Annotated in this window: 17 protein-coding genes, 3 tRNA genes, 1 other RNA gene and 1 pseudogene; 13 read left to right on the top strand and 9 right to left on the bottom strand. The window is 43.4% G+C overall.

Annotated features, from left to right (window positions below; genetic code table 11):
- Window positions 1-257, top strand: a 257-nt coding sequence (locus tag QZ176_RS07990) for a hypothetical protein (protein WP_295152629.1), incomplete at its 5' end; no start/stop codon positions are given.
- Here QZ176_RS07990 and QZ176_RS07985 read toward each other — a convergent pair.
- Together QZ176_RS07985 and QZ176_RS07980 are read right to left on the bottom strand one after the other, a co-directional pair.
- Window positions 241-504, bottom strand: a complete 264-nt coding sequence (locus tag QZ176_RS07985; RefSeq protein WP_295152627.1) for a hypothetical protein — start codon at window positions 502-504, stop codon at window positions 241-243. The genes QZ176_RS07990 and QZ176_RS07985 overlap by 17 nt on opposite strands.
- 140 nt (window positions 505-644) lie before the next feature.
- On the bottom strand, window positions 645-1268 hold the full coding sequence (locus QZ176_RS07980) for a hypothetical protein (protein WP_295152626.1): 624 nt from the start codon (window positions 1266-1268) through the stop codon (window positions 645-647).
- A gap of 387 nt (window positions 1269-1655) precedes the next feature.
- Between QZ176_RS07980 and QZ176_RS07975 the strand changes: the two genes are divergently transcribed.
- The 6 genes from QZ176_RS07975 (at window position 1656) to QZ176_RS07950 (ending at window position 5046) form a co-directional block, all read left to right on the top strand.
- A tRNA-Arg gene (locus QZ176_RS07975) sits at window positions 1656-1732 on the top strand.
- Window positions 1733-1785: 53 nt separating this feature from the next.
- Complete coding sequence (locus tag QZ176_RS07970; protein WP_295152624.1) at window positions 1786-2832, top strand: agmatine deiminase family protein; 1047 nt, start codon at window positions 1786-1788, stop codon at window positions 2830-2832.
- Window positions 2798-3988, top strand: a complete 1191-nt coding sequence (locus QZ176_RS07965) for a carbon-nitrogen hydrolase (RefSeq protein WP_295152623.1) — start codon at window positions 2798-2800, stop codon at window positions 3986-3988. The genes QZ176_RS07970 and QZ176_RS07965 overlap by 35 nt, the downstream gene beginning before the upstream one ends.
- Window positions 3989-4263: 275 nt before the next feature.
- The gene (locus tag QZ176_RS07960; RefSeq protein WP_295152621.1) at window positions 4264-4671 is read left to right on the top strand and encodes a prepilin-type N-terminal cleavage/methylation domain-containing protein; all 408 of its coding nucleotides are present in this window, start codon (window positions 4264-4266) and stop codon (window positions 4669-4671) included.
- A gap of 184 nt (window positions 4672-4855) precedes the next feature.
- Window positions 4856-4930, top strand: a tRNA-Gln gene (locus tag QZ176_RS07955).
- Between the two features lie 41 nt (window positions 4931-4971).
- Window positions 4972-5046 (top strand) — tRNA-Met (locus QZ176_RS07950).
- 332 nt (window positions 5047-5378) lie between these two features.
- Here QZ176_RS07950 and QZ176_RS10475 read toward each other — a convergent pair.
- From QZ176_RS10475 to QZ176_RS07930, 4 genes and pseudogenes are all read right to left on the bottom strand, one after another.
- A pseudogene (locus QZ176_RS10475) lies at window positions 5379-5670 on the bottom strand (DUF3969 family protein).
- A gap of 28 nt (window positions 5671-5698) precedes the next feature.
- Window positions 5699-6100, bottom strand: a complete 402-nt coding sequence (locus QZ176_RS07940) for a hypothetical protein (protein ID WP_295152617.1) — start codon at window positions 6098-6100, stop codon at window positions 5699-5701.
- A 110-nt stretch (window positions 6101-6210) separates the two neighbouring features.
- Window positions 6211-6732 carry a hypothetical protein gene (locus QZ176_RS07935; RefSeq protein ID WP_295152613.1) on the bottom strand — a complete coding sequence of 174 codons (522 nt, stop codon included), beginning with the start codon at window positions 6730-6732 and terminating at the stop codon, window positions 6211-6213.
- Window positions 6733-6918: 186 nt separating this feature from the next.
- The gene (locus QZ176_RS07930) at window positions 6919-7359 is read right to left on the bottom strand and encodes a hypothetical protein (RefSeq protein WP_295152611.1); all 441 of its coding nucleotides are present in this window, start codon (window positions 7357-7359) and stop codon (window positions 6919-6921) included.
- Window positions 7360-7679: 320 nt separating this feature from the next.
- Here QZ176_RS07930 and QZ176_RS07925 point away from each other — a divergent pair, with 320 nt between their 5' ends.
- A complete protein-coding gene (locus QZ176_RS07925; protein ID WP_295152609.1) occupies window positions 7680-7886 on the top strand; it encodes a transcriptional regulator in 207 nt (68 codons plus the stop codon).
- Between the two features lie 9 nt (window positions 7887-7895).
- Here the strand turns inward: QZ176_RS07925 and QZ176_RS07920 are convergent, their stop codons facing one another.
- Together QZ176_RS07920 and ssrA are read right to left on the bottom strand one after the other, a co-directional pair.
- Window positions 7896-9155, bottom strand: a complete 1260-nt coding sequence (locus QZ176_RS07920; RefSeq protein WP_295152607.1) for a site-specific integrase — start codon at window positions 9153-9155, stop codon at window positions 7896-7898.
- A 193-nt stretch (window positions 9156-9348) separates the two neighbouring features.
- Window positions 9349-9710: a transfer-messenger RNA gene (gene ssrA, locus QZ176_RS07915) on the bottom strand.
- Between the two features lie 98 nt (window positions 9711-9808).
- On the opposite strand from ssrA, the gene panB reads away from it, so the two are divergent.
- The 5 genes from panB (at window position 9809) to ruvB (ending at window position 14013) form a co-directional block, all read left to right on the top strand.
- Window positions 9809-10606, top strand: coding sequence for a 3-methyl-2-oxobutanoate hydroxymethyltransferase (gene panB, locus QZ176_RS07910; RefSeq protein WP_295152606.1), 798 nt, complete (start codon window positions 9809-9811; stop codon window positions 10604-10606).
- A gap of 63 nt (window positions 10607-10669) precedes the next feature.
- On the top strand, window positions 10670-10936 hold the full coding sequence (locus tag QZ176_RS07905) for a hypothetical protein (protein WP_295099432.1): 267 nt from the start codon (window positions 10670-10672) through the stop codon (window positions 10934-10936).
- On the top strand, window positions 10933-11337 hold the full coding sequence (locus QZ176_RS07900) for a type II toxin-antitoxin system VapC family toxin (RefSeq protein ID WP_295152604.1): 405 nt from the start codon (window positions 10933-10935) through the stop codon (window positions 11335-11337). Before QZ176_RS07905 ends, QZ176_RS07900 begins: the two co-directional genes overlap by 4 nt.
- A 104-nt stretch (window positions 11338-11441) precedes the next feature.
- Entirely contained in the window at window positions 11442-12122 is a 681-nt protein-coding gene (locus tag QZ176_RS07895; protein ID WP_295152602.1) for a hypothetical protein, read from the top strand.
- Between the two features lie 874 nt (window positions 12123-12996).
- Window positions 12997-14013 (top strand): Holliday junction branch migration DNA helicase RuvB, encoded by a 1017-nt coding sequence (ruvB, locus tag QZ176_RS07890; protein WP_295152600.1) that lies wholly within the window; start codon window positions 12997-12999, stop codon window positions 14011-14013.
- Window positions 14014-14329: 316 nt separating this feature from the next.
- On the opposite strand, the gene QZ176_RS07885 is transcribed toward ruvB, so the two are convergent.
- Entirely contained in the window at window positions 14330-14719 is a 390-nt protein-coding gene (locus QZ176_RS07885; RefSeq protein WP_295152598.1) for a hypothetical protein, read from the bottom strand.
- Between the last annotated feature and the right edge of the window lie 213 nt (window positions 14720-14932).

The raw sequence follows: 14932 nt of genomic DNA, 5'->3' as shown, positions 1-14932 counted from the left end.
GGTTTGGGGCGGGAAGGGGAGCGACCTCGCAATTGGGGCCCCTTCCCGCCCCAAGAAACAGAAAATACGGCATAAATTTCACAAGCCGTGGATTCGGCGATAAAATTTTGAAATTTTATCTCTTAAAATATAATAAGTGTAGCATGCTTGGCAAGAGATGCGGCGTAAAATTTGAAATTCCGCTACGAATAACGGCGTCTATGCAATGCCCGCTTTGCATCCGCGTCGCAAATTTTAAATTTAGGATAAAATTTTAATGACGAGCCCCGCGCAAAATAGAAAAATCCCCGCATAGATCACTAAAAACGGCGCGATTATCGCATAATGTATGATGAGCTCGAAGAAATTGTAGATCAAATGCTTGCTTTTGGGCTCTTTAAATTTTAATTCTAGCGGCTGGTTCGAATCAAACGGCGTATTGGAGCGCAAAATGTGCCTCGGACTAAAGATCCAGCGCACGAAGTCTATTTTATTGCGCTGCATATAGTCTTTGCCGATGCCCAATACGCCGTTTATATAGCATACAAAAGCCGCCGAAAAACAAAATTAGCCCAATGTCGATCAGCTTATCCGCCATAGCGATCTTTCCTTTGCTTTTTAAATTTAGAAATTTAGCCCGCCGTATTTGCTATATCGCCGCTTGCCTATTGAAATTCTAATTTTGCAGGATTGCACTCTTTGTCGGCTTTGCAATCTTGCAATTTTTTGATGATTTTATTGAAATGCTCCTTATCATACGCTAAATCTCGTGTCATCGTCATATATTTAATTACCTCGTCTATGTCTAAAGAGTAATAAAAAATGGTTATCGCACAGAGCAAACAAGAATCCCCTATCTTACCTACCTCGCAAGCTCTTATTAATCGCTTTAATCCAGTTTCGATCTTATTTGTTTTAACTAAAATTTCTCCGGACAAGCTGCATGCTAATAAATTTTCAATTTGATCTTTTTCAAAGCAGTGCTTATCCGCGATACTTAATAAATTCTGACAAGCGCTATATCTCCCATCACCGAAACCGCACTCCTTTATAAGTCGCGAAATTTCTAACGAATAAATTTTGTCACAATCATCGTAAATATGGGAAGTAACACAGCGACCGACCACATTCGCGTGTTCTCTTGCGGATAGCTTCAAAAACTCGTCGCTTAAAATTTTAATTCCCGCGGAATTTTGCCCTTGCGCCTCGCTCGGCTCCGTATCTTGCATCGCAAAAGCAGCCCCGCTAAAGCCGAGCCACAGCGCAAACGCTAAAAATACTTGCTTCATTTTCTCTCCTTCGTTCATTTTATTACTTGCTTATGATACCTAAAAAGCAATAAATTTTATTTATTTTACGCAGGATTTGGGCTGCAAGGTCGTAAATTTTTATGATATTTTAAATTTGACTTGCGGAATTTTAAGTAGGATAAATTTTAAATTCTAAGATGCGAGCAGAATCCTTAAGTAAGTTAAATTTCGGCGCAATACAAGATAAATTCGAGTAGGCTAAAATTCTTGCACGTTGGAATTTAAACGAAAAACTGGGCGTCGCGATAAGGCAAACGCAAAAATGCGAAAAATGCGAAGCTAAAATTTATCGCATGTCGAAATTTAAACCGCTTTTTGGTTAAATTTAAGCTAAAAACGCTATAATCTCGTTTTCTTTTATTTCGTGCGCTCGTAGCTCAGCTGGATAGAGCATTTGATTGCGGTTCAAAAGGTCGGGGATTCGAATTCCTCCGGGCGCACCATCTACAAATATTTTTTTCGCTATAATCCGTGAAATTTTAATCTTGGAGCAAAAATGAGAGCATTCGCCGAATGGGAAGAGCAAGAGGCGCTTTTGGTATCTTTGCCGCACGCGGGTACCGACTGGGCGCCGTATTTAGGCGAGATACGGGCGGCTTATCGCGACTTTATCGCCGCAGCAGCGAGGTTTGAGTCGGTCGTCGCGATCGCGCCGAGCCGCGAGGATTTTGAGCAAATTTGCGGCGGCTTAGCAAATGCGAGCTTCGCACAAATCGATACCGACGATACGTGGATCCGCGATTACGGCGCGATCGACGTAGAGGAGGACGGTAAAATCACGGGGCTAAATTTTCGTTTCAATGCCTGGGGAGGCAAGTTCGCAAGCGCTAAAGACGACGCGTTAAATTCCAAACTTTACGCCGCGAGCGCCCGTCCGCTACGAGACGTGGATCTGATCTTAGAAGGCGGCAGCGTCGATTTTGACGGCGCGGGCACGATGTTAACTACTAGCGCGTGTTTGCTGAACGAAAATCGCAACTCCCTAAGCAAGGCGGAGCTGGACGCACGGCTGCGTGAAATTTTCGGACTAAAAAACATAATCTGGCTGGGGCACGGCTTCATAAAAGGCGACGATACCGACAGCCACGTCGATACTCTCGCGCGTTTTCTAAACCCGCGCGTTGTGGCGATAAGCTCGTGCGACGATCCGAGCGATCTGCACTATGCGGAGCTTAGCGCGATGAAAGATGAAATTTCATCGCTTGGGTACGACGTGATCGAACTGCCGATCCCGCGCGCGATCTTTTATCGGGGGCGCAGGCTGCCCGCGACTTACGCAAATTTCGTCTTTTTAAACGGCGCGCTCATCGTGCCTACCTACGCGGACCCCGCAGATCCGCACGATCCAAACCGCGCGGCGGACGAGCTGGCGCTGTCGCGTCTGCGTGCGGCGTGTGCGGATCGCGAAGTAGTGGGAGTGAACGCGCGCGTTTTCATCCGTCAAAACGGCTCGCTGCACTGCTCGTGCATGAATAAATTCGGCTTTAAATTTAGACCTAAGGAAAAATATGAAAATTTTAAAAGTTGGGCTGATTTCGCATAAATTTGAAGGTACCAAGGCGCGCACGATAGCGCGTAGCATCGAGCTCATCGCGCGCGCAGCGGCGAAGGGCGCGCAGTTAATCGTTTTGCAAGAGCTTCATCAGACGCATTATTTTTGCCAGCGCGAAAATACCGAAAATTTCGACTATGCGCAGGATTTCGAGCGTGATTTGCGGCTGTGGAGCGAGGTAGCGAAGAGATTCGGCGTGGTGCTGGTAAGCTCGCTTTTCGAGCGTCGCGCCGCAGGGCTGTATCACAACACCGCCGTGGTATTCGAGCGCGACGGCACGATCGCCGGCAAGTACCGCAAGATGCATATTCCCGATGATCCGCAGTTTTACGAAAAATTTTATTTCACGCCGGGCGATCTGGGCTTTGAGCCCATAGATACGAGCGTGGGACGGCTCGGCGTGCTGGTGTGCTGGGATCAGTGGTATCCCGAGGCGGCGCGCGCGATGGCGCTACGGGGCGCGGAGCTACTCATATATCCGACCGCGATCGGGTGGTTCGACGGCGACGGCGAGGACGAAAAAGCGAGTCAGCTGGAGGCTTGGGTGGCGGTACAGCGTGGGCATGCGGTGGCAAACTCCCTGCCCGTAATCGCCGTAAATCGCGTGGGCTTTGAGAGCGCCGCGCTTAGCGAAGTCTCGCCGGATGAAATTTTATCCGGGGGAAATAAAATTTCGGCAGCAAGCGACGGCGGAACAGCCAGCGATAAAATTTTACGCTCCATGGATACGGGCGGCGATAGTAAAATTTTAAGCGAGGGCGGAATTTTATCCTTTAATAACGGGGCGCTAACGGATAGCAGCAAAATGGCGATCGGCGGCGAAATTTTGCCCGCGAAAAATGAGGCGGCGCGAGAGAATTTAAAAATTTCGATAGAGATCAAATTTAACGGCGAAACTTTAGAGGTGCTGCCGAATAAACAGCGCGTAGACCAGCTTGCCAGCGAAGAGGGGATTAGATTTTGGGGCAATAGTTTTGTTTTCGGCGCGCAGGGCGAACAGCTGTTTCGCGCAAATAGCACCGATGAGCTATGTGAAGTCGTAACCATCGATATGCAAAGATGCGAAAATGTGCGCCGCTGGTGGCCGTTTTTGCGAGATAGACGTGTAGAGGAGTATGAAATTTTAATCAAGCGATATGGGCTGTAGCATTCTGTATCTCGAATAGACATATGGTTTATCGGACGCGCACAGAATGAAAGCAAATAATTTTTATGATATAAATGTACAGAGGCGCCACTACAATACATTAATAGAGCAAATGAACTTGAAATTTTGATTTTGAAATGCCCACAAAATCGGACTTTGTAAATAAATTGTAAAAAATTTGCCAAAAACTATTGACAATTTTTAAATTTTTCTCTATAATTCTGCCAAGTTTCGCATATAGGTATGCGGGATGAATTTTATTTAAGGAGTAAACCATGAAAAAAGGTTTTACTATGATCGAGTTGATCTTCGTTATCGTTATTTTAGGTATTTTGGCAGCTGTTGCTATTCCAAGACTTGCAGCTACGCGTGATGATGCTGAGGTTTCTAAAGCAGCTACAAACATTCAAACCATGGTAACAGATTTGGGTGCATATTATACATCGCAAGGTAATTTTACTACTCAGTTTGAAAAAATGACAAATGTAGCTAACCCTGTAAAAGCTAAGAGTGAAGAATGCTTAAAGTTAAGTGGCGTTTCTAATGATACTGTAACAGTAGTAATGACGAATGGTACTCTATGCAAACAAGTTTGGTCAATGCCTGGTCTAAAAGAAGTTCAAGCAAAAATTAATACTGATGGTGGTATTAAGTTTGGCGGTAAGAACGTTAACTACAACTAATAATTTTATTGTAGATACTTTTATAAGGCTCTAGCTTTAGCTAGAGCCTTTTTTATTTATATAAATATAGTTTTTTATTTGATTTAATAATTCTATAAATAATTTATTAAATTATTATAAGATTTCTTTGAATTTAATCTTGACTTTTAGTTACTATTTTTATATAATTGAAGTTTATTTATAATGGGGTATAGCCAAGCGGCAAGGCAATTGGTTTTGGTCCAATCATTCGGAGGTTCGAATCCTCCTACCCCATCCATTTTGCGAATATTATTTTAAATTTATTTGTGCTTCTTGTATCGCAGAGTAGAGCAGTGGTAGCTCGTCGGGCTCATAACCCGAAGGTCGGTGGTTCAAATCCACCCTCTGCAACCAATATTTTTAAATTTATATCACAGCATCGTGACTTCAAAATTTTACTCTTGCTTTCATTGTGAATAAGAAAATCTCATATAATCTAAATTAGAGTATTTTATCTACTAATTTATTTTCAAGCCAATGGCTTAAAATTAATAATTATCGAGAAAGATACATAAAACTCTTTAAATTGTAAAATTTTACCGATTCGTCTAAAATTTGTGATTTATCATACCGTCAATATTATCAATAACGCTAATCAAGTATTGGAAATATTTAAATTTACACGGACTTTCTTATCGTAACGTTTAAAATTTTATTTACCCGCTCGCTCACTGCAAAGACGGAGGTTATGAAAAGTATTCCTCATCTACAATTACCCATCTTTCTCTAGTTTCCTCATCGTATTGCTTTAAAATTTCTATTATTCTATTCTGTAATGTTTGCAGGGTTTGCATATATTTTGTAGGAATTAGCTCAAAAATATCCTCTAATTCGCAGCATTCGATTATTATATCTACAATGCGTTCATCGACCTTGTTTTTTCCCAAGTGCGTTAAGATATAGGGTGAAAATAAATTCTTTGCTTTCATCTATGGTGATCGCTTTATGTTCCAATGCCTGTAATGAGCCTAGCGCCATTAGCAAAATAGCCCTCTCGCCCACAATATCAATATTTTTTTCTAGTATCATTTGAATCGCTCCGCCCGTATTTAATTTCATCTAAAATCATACAAATCTTCTCTTTGTCTATCTCCCCATAAAGGCAAGGGTTTGCCAGCTCAAATATGATCTCTTGCAAAATTTCATCCTCATATCCTATATCCTCGCGACACTCTATTAAATTTGCCCATTCCTCAAGGAGATCATATGAAATTTCTTTATCGATGACCCTATTTAAGATGTTTACAATAGTATTTTTAGTTATTGTTACAAGCTCCGATTCGCTATTAAAGCCTATCTTTGCCAAGTCGCTTTTTATCGCGCTCATATCTTTAGCAAAATTTATCAAATTTAATAAAATATCTATTTTAGCCATCAACGCTGTATTCATCCTTTCGTCCTCACGCATCTATAACCATATCCTTATATTTTTCATAAAGCATGCTAAAGGCGAAAAAAAGGGAAAGGCGACTCCGCCTTTTTTATTTAAGATCGGAGATAATTATAGGCACTATCCCTTTAACGAGCTAGTGTAAATTCAATTTCACAACCCGAAAAACCGGCGTGGCTATAAGAATGAATAGAAGATGGTCTTGTATCTGAATATATGTATATTGGTTTTTTCAATTTTATAATCTTATCGGGATTTGCACGATCAAAATTATCTATTGCTTGCCCTATTGGGTCGCTAAGAATATCACCGACTATTTTTGGTTGTAAAAATACTTCGCTTTTCGTTCCTATGACTTGCAGAATCCTCATGCTGCTTCCATTTTCAGTCGTTACATATTTCATAGGAGGTAGAGATTTGACGATATATCCATTGACTTTATGTCTTTCATGGCAAAAAGCATCTAATTGAGATGGCGATGTGATCGTCAAAATTGGGTCTTTATATGTTTTTGTTGAAGCAATTGTATTATCGACGCTCCCAGTTATAGAATCAATTGCGCTTCCAGTTGTATTTAATACATCATCTATAACGCAGCCGGAGAATGTTAAAGCTACTGTTGTAGCTAAAGCTATGGTTGATAATTTCATTTTATATCCTTTAATTTTTAAATTAGATATTTGAAAAAATGCTTGAAAATATTCGATTTTTGAGTTTTGTTTTTAACCGATTTTTTGTCAAACATATATTTCAAATCTTGTGAAAGATTTTAAAAGATCGTTAAGCTCTGCAGCTAAATTTTGCGACAAGGCTTAATGTGCGTCTTTTAAAGTCAACTATTTAAAGAACTCCTCGTATTCTTTTCGATATTCTTGTTTTAAAATATACACCTTATCTTTGATTCTTTCTTCGCTGACATTGTAAACTGTATAATTTGAAAATATCTTCGGAACATAAAGTTTTTTCGTTCTTTCTGACGCTTGCGATAGAGCATCAACCGCAAGGACAGCCAGTATGACCACTATAATACTAAGTAGCATTGTTATAATGCTTAAAGAATTTCTCTTTTTTTCTGGAATTACGCCTTTTTTGTTAGCTATTGTTGCGTATATAAAACACAGAATAAATGAGATGAACGCGGATATGAGGACAAAAATGCATTTATCATCAACTTGTGCCATTACCACAATCCTCGTCCATATAAAAAATGCGATAGCGCATATTACAAAGTTAAGAGCCGCAACGGCTAAAACATAGTATTTTCTTAGTTTTTCCATGATTTTCCCTTTCTTGATTAGATTGACAAGTAGTCGTTTTTTCCAAAATTCTCGTGGATAAAAAGACTAATCCATAAGTATCTTAATAGGCATATATCGCCGACTTTTTTCGCCGTTTTAACGATTTTCCCACCATTTTTAAAGATTACTATCTGCATAACTCATATGCACTCCTTTGAAAAATTTCTTGGAATATTAATCACGTATGACTTAACTTAAAACAAAGAAACAATTCCTTTGTAAAAGTTAAAAGTCGGGAATTATTCCTTTGTTGAATAGATAGTAAATTTTCTTGAAAATTCCCATTTAAAAGGTAAAAAATGAGACATAACTTATCACAAAGAGATATAGCGGGAATTTTAAAAATCGATACAAAAACGCTTTATAATTGGCGTAAGAATAAACCCGAGCTTTATCGTATCGTAATGCTCGGGTTTAAATTTGACGAGCTGTTAAAGCAGGCACAAAAGAATTTAGACGAGCTTCAAGACCTTGCGGAAGGGAATGCCGGCTTGCGTTTGAAGTAATTTTGCTTATCAAAACAGCGGCGTTATAGAATTTAAATAATCCCCATACCATTGCATAAGCGTTGCAATCTGCTCTATGGTAGCCTTTTTACGCTCGTATGATCTTTTCACTTCGTTTGACTCAACGTGCGCCAAAGCGCTTTCTATAGCTTCCTCTGTTATGCCTAAGCGGTATAGCTCCGCCTTATGCGTAGAGCAAATGGTGCGGAAGGTGGCTCTAAAGCCGTGAGAAGTAGCTCTATCCTTATACTTACCCTTACTGCCTAAATTTCTTATAGCTTTGCTTAGGCTATCTCTATGCAGATGACCTGCTGCATTGGTGGATGGAAAGACGAATTCATCACTTTCGCTAAATAGCTGCTGCTCTTTTAAAATCTCTTTGGCATATGAGTTTAGAGGTATTTGATGAGGGGTCCTAGACTTCATTTCGACCGCCCTTATAGTCCAAATTCCTTTTTCTAAATCTATATCATCCCACTTAGCACTTGCTGTATTGCCAGGACGATTGACGCAAAGGGTTTGCAGATATATGGCTCGCTTAGTAGCCAGCTCTAACTTATCATCCATTTTTAGATCGTCAAGGAATTTCTTTATATCCATTTCTTCCGTTAAGGCGGGGTATGCGGTATTGATCTCATGGTTTTTATTATGTCGACTGGAGGTAGGAAATTCTTTGTGTAGCATAGCGCAAGGATTGCGTCCGATATATTCATCATTTATGGCTATATCGAAAACTGCACCACAATAATTTATCAAACGATGAATGGTCTCTAATCTGCTTTTTTTATTATTCGGATTAAAAATTGCATTAAAAACTTCTAAAAGCTCACTTCTTTTTATAGTTTTAACGTCTCTATCGCCGAATTTGGGTAGGATATAAGTAGAAACCATTCTAATGATTTTGACGATATAGCCTTCACTATCTCCGCTTCTATGTTTCTGCTCTATAACCTTATCAAATAGGCTTTTAAATTTATACTTATCCGACTTGCCCAAGATTACGTCTAGCTCCTTGCCTTGTGCTAGTTGAGCTAAAAGAGCGTTGGCATCCCTGCGTGCTTCTGCTACGGAATAGATACCCGGGCGGAATTCCTTTAGACTTGATACCTTATCGCCCGATAAACGCAAGAAAAAGGTTTTTGTGCCGCTAGGATGGACGAAAAGATAAAGCTCTTTGGGCGAGCCAACGGCTACTTTGTATCTTTTATCCTTTGCCTTAAGGTTTCTAATATCCTTATCGGAAAGATGCGCCTTAGATATATTTGCCATAATACCCTCCTAAAATGGGAAAGTCCCTTAATGTGGAAAGAGTCCCTGAATTAGTCCCTTATTTTTTCGGAAGTAATTATACTACAAACAAAAATAAAAGGAGAGAAAAATAATCGAAATATAAGATAAGCACCCATATACGGGAATTAAAGAGAAGTAAAAAGAAGTGATTGGAACTTAAAGATAGCTTAATTGGTGGAGGTGTGCGGGATTGAACCGCAGTCCGAAAACAAACGACCAAAGCCTCTACATGTTTAGCAAAAGTGAAGTTCTCGCGCAGGCTCGCTCACTTTCCAAAACGACCCGCCGGCGCAAAGACTAGGATTTCACCCTACGACTCGTCACGCCGCAGAGCTACGCTATCACAGATTACCCGCCGCCGCGCTTAGATAGTATCGGCGTAGAGCAGGGCTCGACTGGACTTACGCAGCTTTAGCGTAAGCAGGAGCAAATTTAACGTTGTTTGCGTTTAAATTTAGTTTGGATTTTATACGCTGTATCCAAAGCGACATGCCGCCTTGACCCATCCGTTCCCGTCGAAGCCAAGTCACCCCCGAAAGAATGCGCGCGCATTTTACTTTAAAATTTTATAAATGTCAAATTCGGCTTATGCTAAAATTGCATTCAAATTTTAACCGAGTAAAGGAGTCAAAATGTCAAAAATCACGCTTTCTAAATTATACGAGATGAAAAAATTCGGCGAAAAGATCGTGATGATCACCGCCTATGACGCGCTTTTTGCTAAAATTTTCGACGACGAAGTCGATATGGTACTCGTAGGCGACAGCCTAAATATGAGCTTCGGCGGGCACTCCGAGACCTTGGGCGCAAGCGTGGAGCAGATGATCTATCACGCGCGCGCCGTAAGACGGGGGCTCAAGCGAGCGTATATGGTCGTGGATATGCCGTTTTGCTCGTGCGCGACGCCAGAGCTCGCGCTACAAAACTGCGCCAAAGTCTATGAGAGCACCGGCTGTGACGCCGTTAAGATCGAAGGCGGCGCGCATATGGCAGATACCGTGGCGCTGCTTAATCGAAACGGCATCGCCGTGATGAGCCACATAGGGCTAAAGCCGCAGTTTTCGCGCTTTATGGGCGGCTACAAGGTAAGCGGACGCGGAGAGGAGGGTGCGCGCGAGGTCTTAAGCGACGCTAGAGCACTTACCGAGGCAGGCGCGGTGCTACTGCTGGTCGAGGGGACGATCTGCTCGGTCGCAAATCAAGTGGCACTCGGCACCGACGTGCCCGTCATCGGCATCGGCGCGGGCGCGGGCGTGGATGGACAGGTGCTTGTGTGGAGCGATATGTGTGGATTTTTCACGGAGTTTCGGCCGAAATTCGTTAAGCGCTATTTAGACGGCGCCGAGCTGGTAAAAGGCGCGGTGCGCGAATACGCGCGCGAAGTGAAGGACGAGAGCTTCCCGAGCGAGGAATTTGAATATAAGCAGTAGCGAGATTTTAGGTCGGAATTTTAAAAATTTATATTCTAAAATCAATAAATAAAAGGAGCATAGATGAAAGTCAAAGCAGCTAACGACAAAACTTTAAAAGTATTTAAAAGCGGCAACTCCTTAGCGCTTCGTATCCCGAAATATCTAAATTTGGAGGGCGTTAAGGAGCTTGCGATAAAAGAGCTTAGCGATACCGAAATAACGCTTAGCATCCCTAAACGTAGCGGCGAGTGGGATGGATTGCTTGCGACGCTGGCAAAATTTAAAGACGCTGAGATCAAGCGCGGCAAACAGATCCCGAGCGAGCGCGAGTTTGGATTCGATAAATGATCGTTTTAGATACGAATATTTGTATATATTTGATAAATAACGACGAAAAATACGCTCCTAAAATACTCGATTGTCTGACAAAACATCTAAGATCGGATATTTTTATCTCGCTTATTACCGTTGCCGAGCTGAGATTTGGTGCAGAAAATTCCAAGCGCAAAGAGTTAAATTTACGGCTAATAGACGAGTTTATCTCAAATTTTAATATTTTGCCATTTGGCATGCGTGATGCTCAGGCATATGGTGCAGTGCGCCGCGAGCTAACGGCGGCTAATCGTAAAATAGGAGATATGGATATGTTGATCGCTGCGAATGTATTATCGCGCGGTTGCACGCTCGTTACGAATAACGAAAAAGATTTTAAAAATATAAGCGGGCTTAAAATAGAAAATTGGACGTAAATTTTAAATTTTAAAATTTACGCTGCACGGCGGGCGTTTAAATTTTGCTCTCGCCGCAAATTAGCCGTCAGGTCTAAGCGGCTCATAAAATTTAAGGAGAAAATTTGGCTAAAGCTTTAAAAATTATCATAGCCGCGGCTCTGGGCTTGTTCTTTTGCGTAAAGGTGCTGCCGATTTTGGCGATAGTTTTGTATTTTGAATTCTTTTTTGTCGATAACGACGCAATAGAGCTAGATAAAGCTCCGCCGATGCAAAACTACGAGCAAAATCGCGAGAAATTTCTAGACTTGCTAGCATTTGCGGATCGCAATTTTCCCAAAAATTTGCGTGTTACGATCCAAAGCACTTATGGCGATGAGTATATTTGGATTGATTTGGACGGCAATAAAACGAAATTTTACTCAAATTCCATTTTCAGAGATAATGCGCCGGGTATCGGCGAGGGGTTAAAGCTCATCGGCTGGGACAAAAAGACGTTTGCAGAGCTAAAATCAAAGCTCGCGGCGATAAACGCCAGAACCATCGTGCTAAATAGAGGCAGCGACAGCAGTGCGCCTTGGGCAGAGATCACCTACCGATACGTGGAGCACTTCACCGATAGCTATCAGTTTTATGCCTCGGATAGCCTTAAGCTCGTCGAACTTTACGCTAAGGGCTGCTCGAAAAAATTTCAAAGCGACGGTGTAGTGTTTTTATTCGAAAACACAATGTCCAGCTCATATAGAGCGTTCTGCGATGGCGACGACGATAATAAGAGCGTTTTGATCGAAGAGCACGATTTGTAGAACTAGGCTCGCGTAGGAAAAATTTGGCGCCTTAATTTGAGGCGCGATCGATAAGGCGTCGCGAGGTGGCGAGGCTAAATTTAATCGCATGAGCCCGCGTTAAGCTTAGCGGTAAATTTTAAAATCCGCGCTAAATTTTAAGTCGTCTTAAAAAACGAAATTTCGCGCGAAATTTTACTTAGCTATGCAAGCGCACAAGGCAAAATTTTGCATAAAATTCTACGCAGAATTTCTTGCGAAATTTTAACTAGTTACGTGAGATAAAATTCTAGCCGGCTGCGTACCGCGAAGCTGGAAGCGCAGAATTTAAACCCTCGCTGCCGCAAAAACAAAATCCGCATCAAAATTCTACGAGACAAAATTTTGCCGCAAAATTTCGCTGCAAAATTCCAAACGCCGAATTTAATATCACAAAATTCCAAGCGTCAAATTTCACGTCGTAAAACTTCGCGTATTTTTCAAACGGCTAAATTTCGCTTCTAAATTAATTCTACGCGCTCAAATTTCGCACCGCCGCTCCGCAATCACCGATCGCGAACGCCTAAAGCCTTAAATTCTACATACTAAATTTCGCACCGTAAAATTTAGCGCAGTTAGCGACCCGCGCGCTGTTTGGAAGCCGCCACGACAAAATTTCGCACTTAAGGCATAGCGAGCGCGACGGCACGAGCATAGCCTTTAAAACGTCGCGCTAAAATTCCACAGTCTTTCGCGACGGGTGCTTTGCTTTTTAGCCCCAGCCCTAAGCGCGTACTGTAAAATTCAGCACGGCAAATTTTATTTCACTCACAAAGATCCGTCCCTTTAAAATTGTCAAAATTTAGCCATTTTTCGCTACACTTGCTAAAATTTTAAAAACGATTAAAGAGAGATTATGGACAGAATTGTAGAGATTGAAAAAATGCAGCTCGATGAGAGCATGGAGAGCTCTCTGCGCCCGTCGAGCTTCGAGGATTACGTGGGGCAGGAGAAGATCAAATCAAACCTCGCCATCGCGATCGCCGCGGCGAAAAAACGCGCCGACGTGCTTGATCACGTGCTTTTCTACGGGCCGCCGGGGCTTGGCAAAACCACGCTGGCGCACATCATCGCCGCTCAGATGGGCGCCGCTATCAAGGTCACCGCCGCGCCGATGATCGAAAAGGCGGGCGATCTGGCGGCGATTTTAACGAACCTGCAAAGCGGCGACGTGCTTTTCATCGACGAGATCCACCGCCTAAGCCCCGCGATCGAGGAGGTGCTGTATTCGGCGATGGAGGACTTCCGCCTCGACATCATCATCGGCTCGGGTCCCGCCGCGCAGACCATCAAGATCGACATTCCGCATTTTACGCTCATCGGCGCCACGACGCGCGCAGGCATGATCTCGGCGCCGCTGCGGGATCGCTTCGGCATGCAGTTTCGCTTGCAGTTTTACACGCACGCCGAGCTTGCGCGGATAGTGCAGATCGCTTCGGTTAAACTCGGCAAGGAGAGTGCAAGCGACGCCAGCGCTGAGATCGCGCGCCGCTCCCGCGGTACTCCGCGTATCGCGCTACGGCTGCTACGCCGCATACGCGATTTTGCCGAGGTGCGCGACGAGAGCGCTATCTCGCACGATCGCGCGCGCGAAGGGCTTGAAGCGCTGGGCGTGGACGAGCAGGGCTTTGACGAGATGGATATAAAATATTTGGAAATTTTATTTGACGCCAAGCACCGTGCCTTGGGGCTTAGCACGATCGCGGCGGCGCTTAGCGAGGATGAGGGCACGATCGAGGACGTCATCGAGCCCTATCTGCTCGCCAACGGCTACATCGAAAAAACTGCCAAAGGCCGCATCGCAACCGATAAGGCGCGCGAGGCGCTCGGTCGCATGCTAAAGATCGCGGAGAGAAATCTGTTTGAGGAGTGATCTGCGGGTTTAAAAATTTTTAATAAAGCGCAGAGTTTTGCTGCGTGAGCTCTAGTGATTTGCCTTCGCGCGCTCATTGATGAGCTAGTAGGCCTTCTGCTCATTGAAAGCGAAATATAGTCGTCTGCACGTTTACTGCGTCGTTTATTCGTAAATCTGTCGTTTGCCTACGATCTTGATTTATTTACCAACTCATTTAAGTACAAAATTGATTTCAAAAAAGCAAATGGCCCGCATTCGTCGCCTTACGTTCTAGATCATCAGCCTCGTCATAACGCTCTCATACTCCACTTATCGCCTACGAGCTCGCTTTTTATTACTCTTTTATGTGATTGGTCGACGACTTGTCGCCAAAGTTCGGCTGGAGCATCCAATTCGGTCTGTCCGCGTGCACGGTCTGCCCGCCCACGCCTACGTAATCGCATACGCCACGCAGCTCGTGCACGAACGCGCGCTGCTTCTCGCTACCGATCCGCCCATGTACTGCGCCGTTTAGCGTGGCGTTGATTTTGATGAAGCAAAAGCCGCTTTCGCGCGCCAAATAAAACGGCTCCGCAAGCTCCGCCGCCGCGGCATGGCAAACGTCAAATTTCACCTCTATGCCCCCGCGGCGTAAAATTTCCGCGCCGCCCGCAGCCTGCGCGTTCGTATCGTGCGCGCCGATTACCGCGCGCGATAACCCGGCTCCGCCAAAAGCTCGGCGCAAGACGGGGTCTTGCCGCGGTGCGCGCAGGGCTCGAATGCGGCATAGGAGCACACATCTGTTTTTGATGTATGTTCGAGCTATGCGCTATTTTCATAAATTAAGTACGATCCGTGTATATGTCGTATAGCGCGCTGTATGTTGAAAATGCACGAGAACGCCGCTCGTAAATTTTATGAAATTTTAAAATTTAATCGAAATCTGATAAAAAAATTT

It is taken from the genome of uncultured Campylobacter sp., from assembly GCF_905373215.1.
GTDB lineage: Bacteria > Campylobacterota > Campylobacteria > Campylobacterales > Campylobacteraceae > Campylobacter_B.
This window is presented reverse-complemented; position numbering and strand designations above follow the sequence as displayed.

Bases quoted from the DNA above. Each gene is read 5' to 3' on its own strand.
- QZ176_RS07980 (WP_295152626.1), bottom strand. From the start codon at position 1,268: ATGAAGCAAGTATTTTTAGCGTTTGCGCTGTGGCTCGGCTTTAGCGGG.
- QZ176_RS07970 (WP_295152624.1), top strand. From the start codon at position 1,786: ATGAGAGCATTCGCCGAATGGGAAGAGCAAGAGGCGCTTTTGGTATCT.
- QZ176_RS07965 (WP_295152623.1), top strand. From the start codon at position 2,798: ATGAAAATTTTAAAAGTTGGGCTGATTTCGCATAAATTTGAAGGTACC.
- QZ176_RS07960 (WP_295152621.1), top strand. From the start codon at position 4,264: ATGAAAAAAGGTTTTACTATGATCGAGTTGATCTTCGTTATCGTTATT.
- QZ176_RS07940 (WP_295152617.1), bottom strand. From the start codon at position 6,100: ATGCGTGAGGACGAAAGGATGAATACAGCGTTGATGGCTAAAATAGAT.
- QZ176_RS07935 (WP_295152613.1), bottom strand. From the start codon at position 6,732: ATGAAATTATCAACCATAGCTTTAGCTACAACAGTAGCTTTAACATTC.
- QZ176_RS07930 (WP_295152611.1), bottom strand. From the start codon at position 7,359: ATGGAAAAACTAAGAAAATACTATGTTTTAGCCGTTGCGGCTCTTAAC.
- QZ176_RS07925 (WP_295152609.1), top strand. From the start codon at position 7,680: ATGAGACATAACTTATCACAAAGAGATATAGCGGGAATTTTAAAAATC.
- QZ176_RS07920 (WP_295152607.1), bottom strand. From the start codon at position 9,155: ATGGCAAATATATCTAAGGCGCATCTTTCCGATAAGGATATTAGAAAC.
- panB (WP_295152606.1), top strand. From the start codon at position 9,809: ATGTCAAAAATCACGCTTTCTAAATTATACGAGATGAAAAAATTCGGC.
- QZ176_RS07905 (WP_295099432.1), top strand. From the start codon at position 10,670: ATGAAAGTCAAAGCAGCTAACGACAAAACTTTAAAAGTATTTAAAAGC.
- QZ176_RS07900 (WP_295152604.1), top strand. From the start codon at position 10,933: ATGATCGTTTTAGATACGAATATTTGTATATATTTGATAAATAACGAC.
- ruvB (WP_295152600.1), top strand. From the start codon at position 12,997: ATGGACAGAATTGTAGAGATTGAAAAAATGCAGCTCGATGAGAGCATG.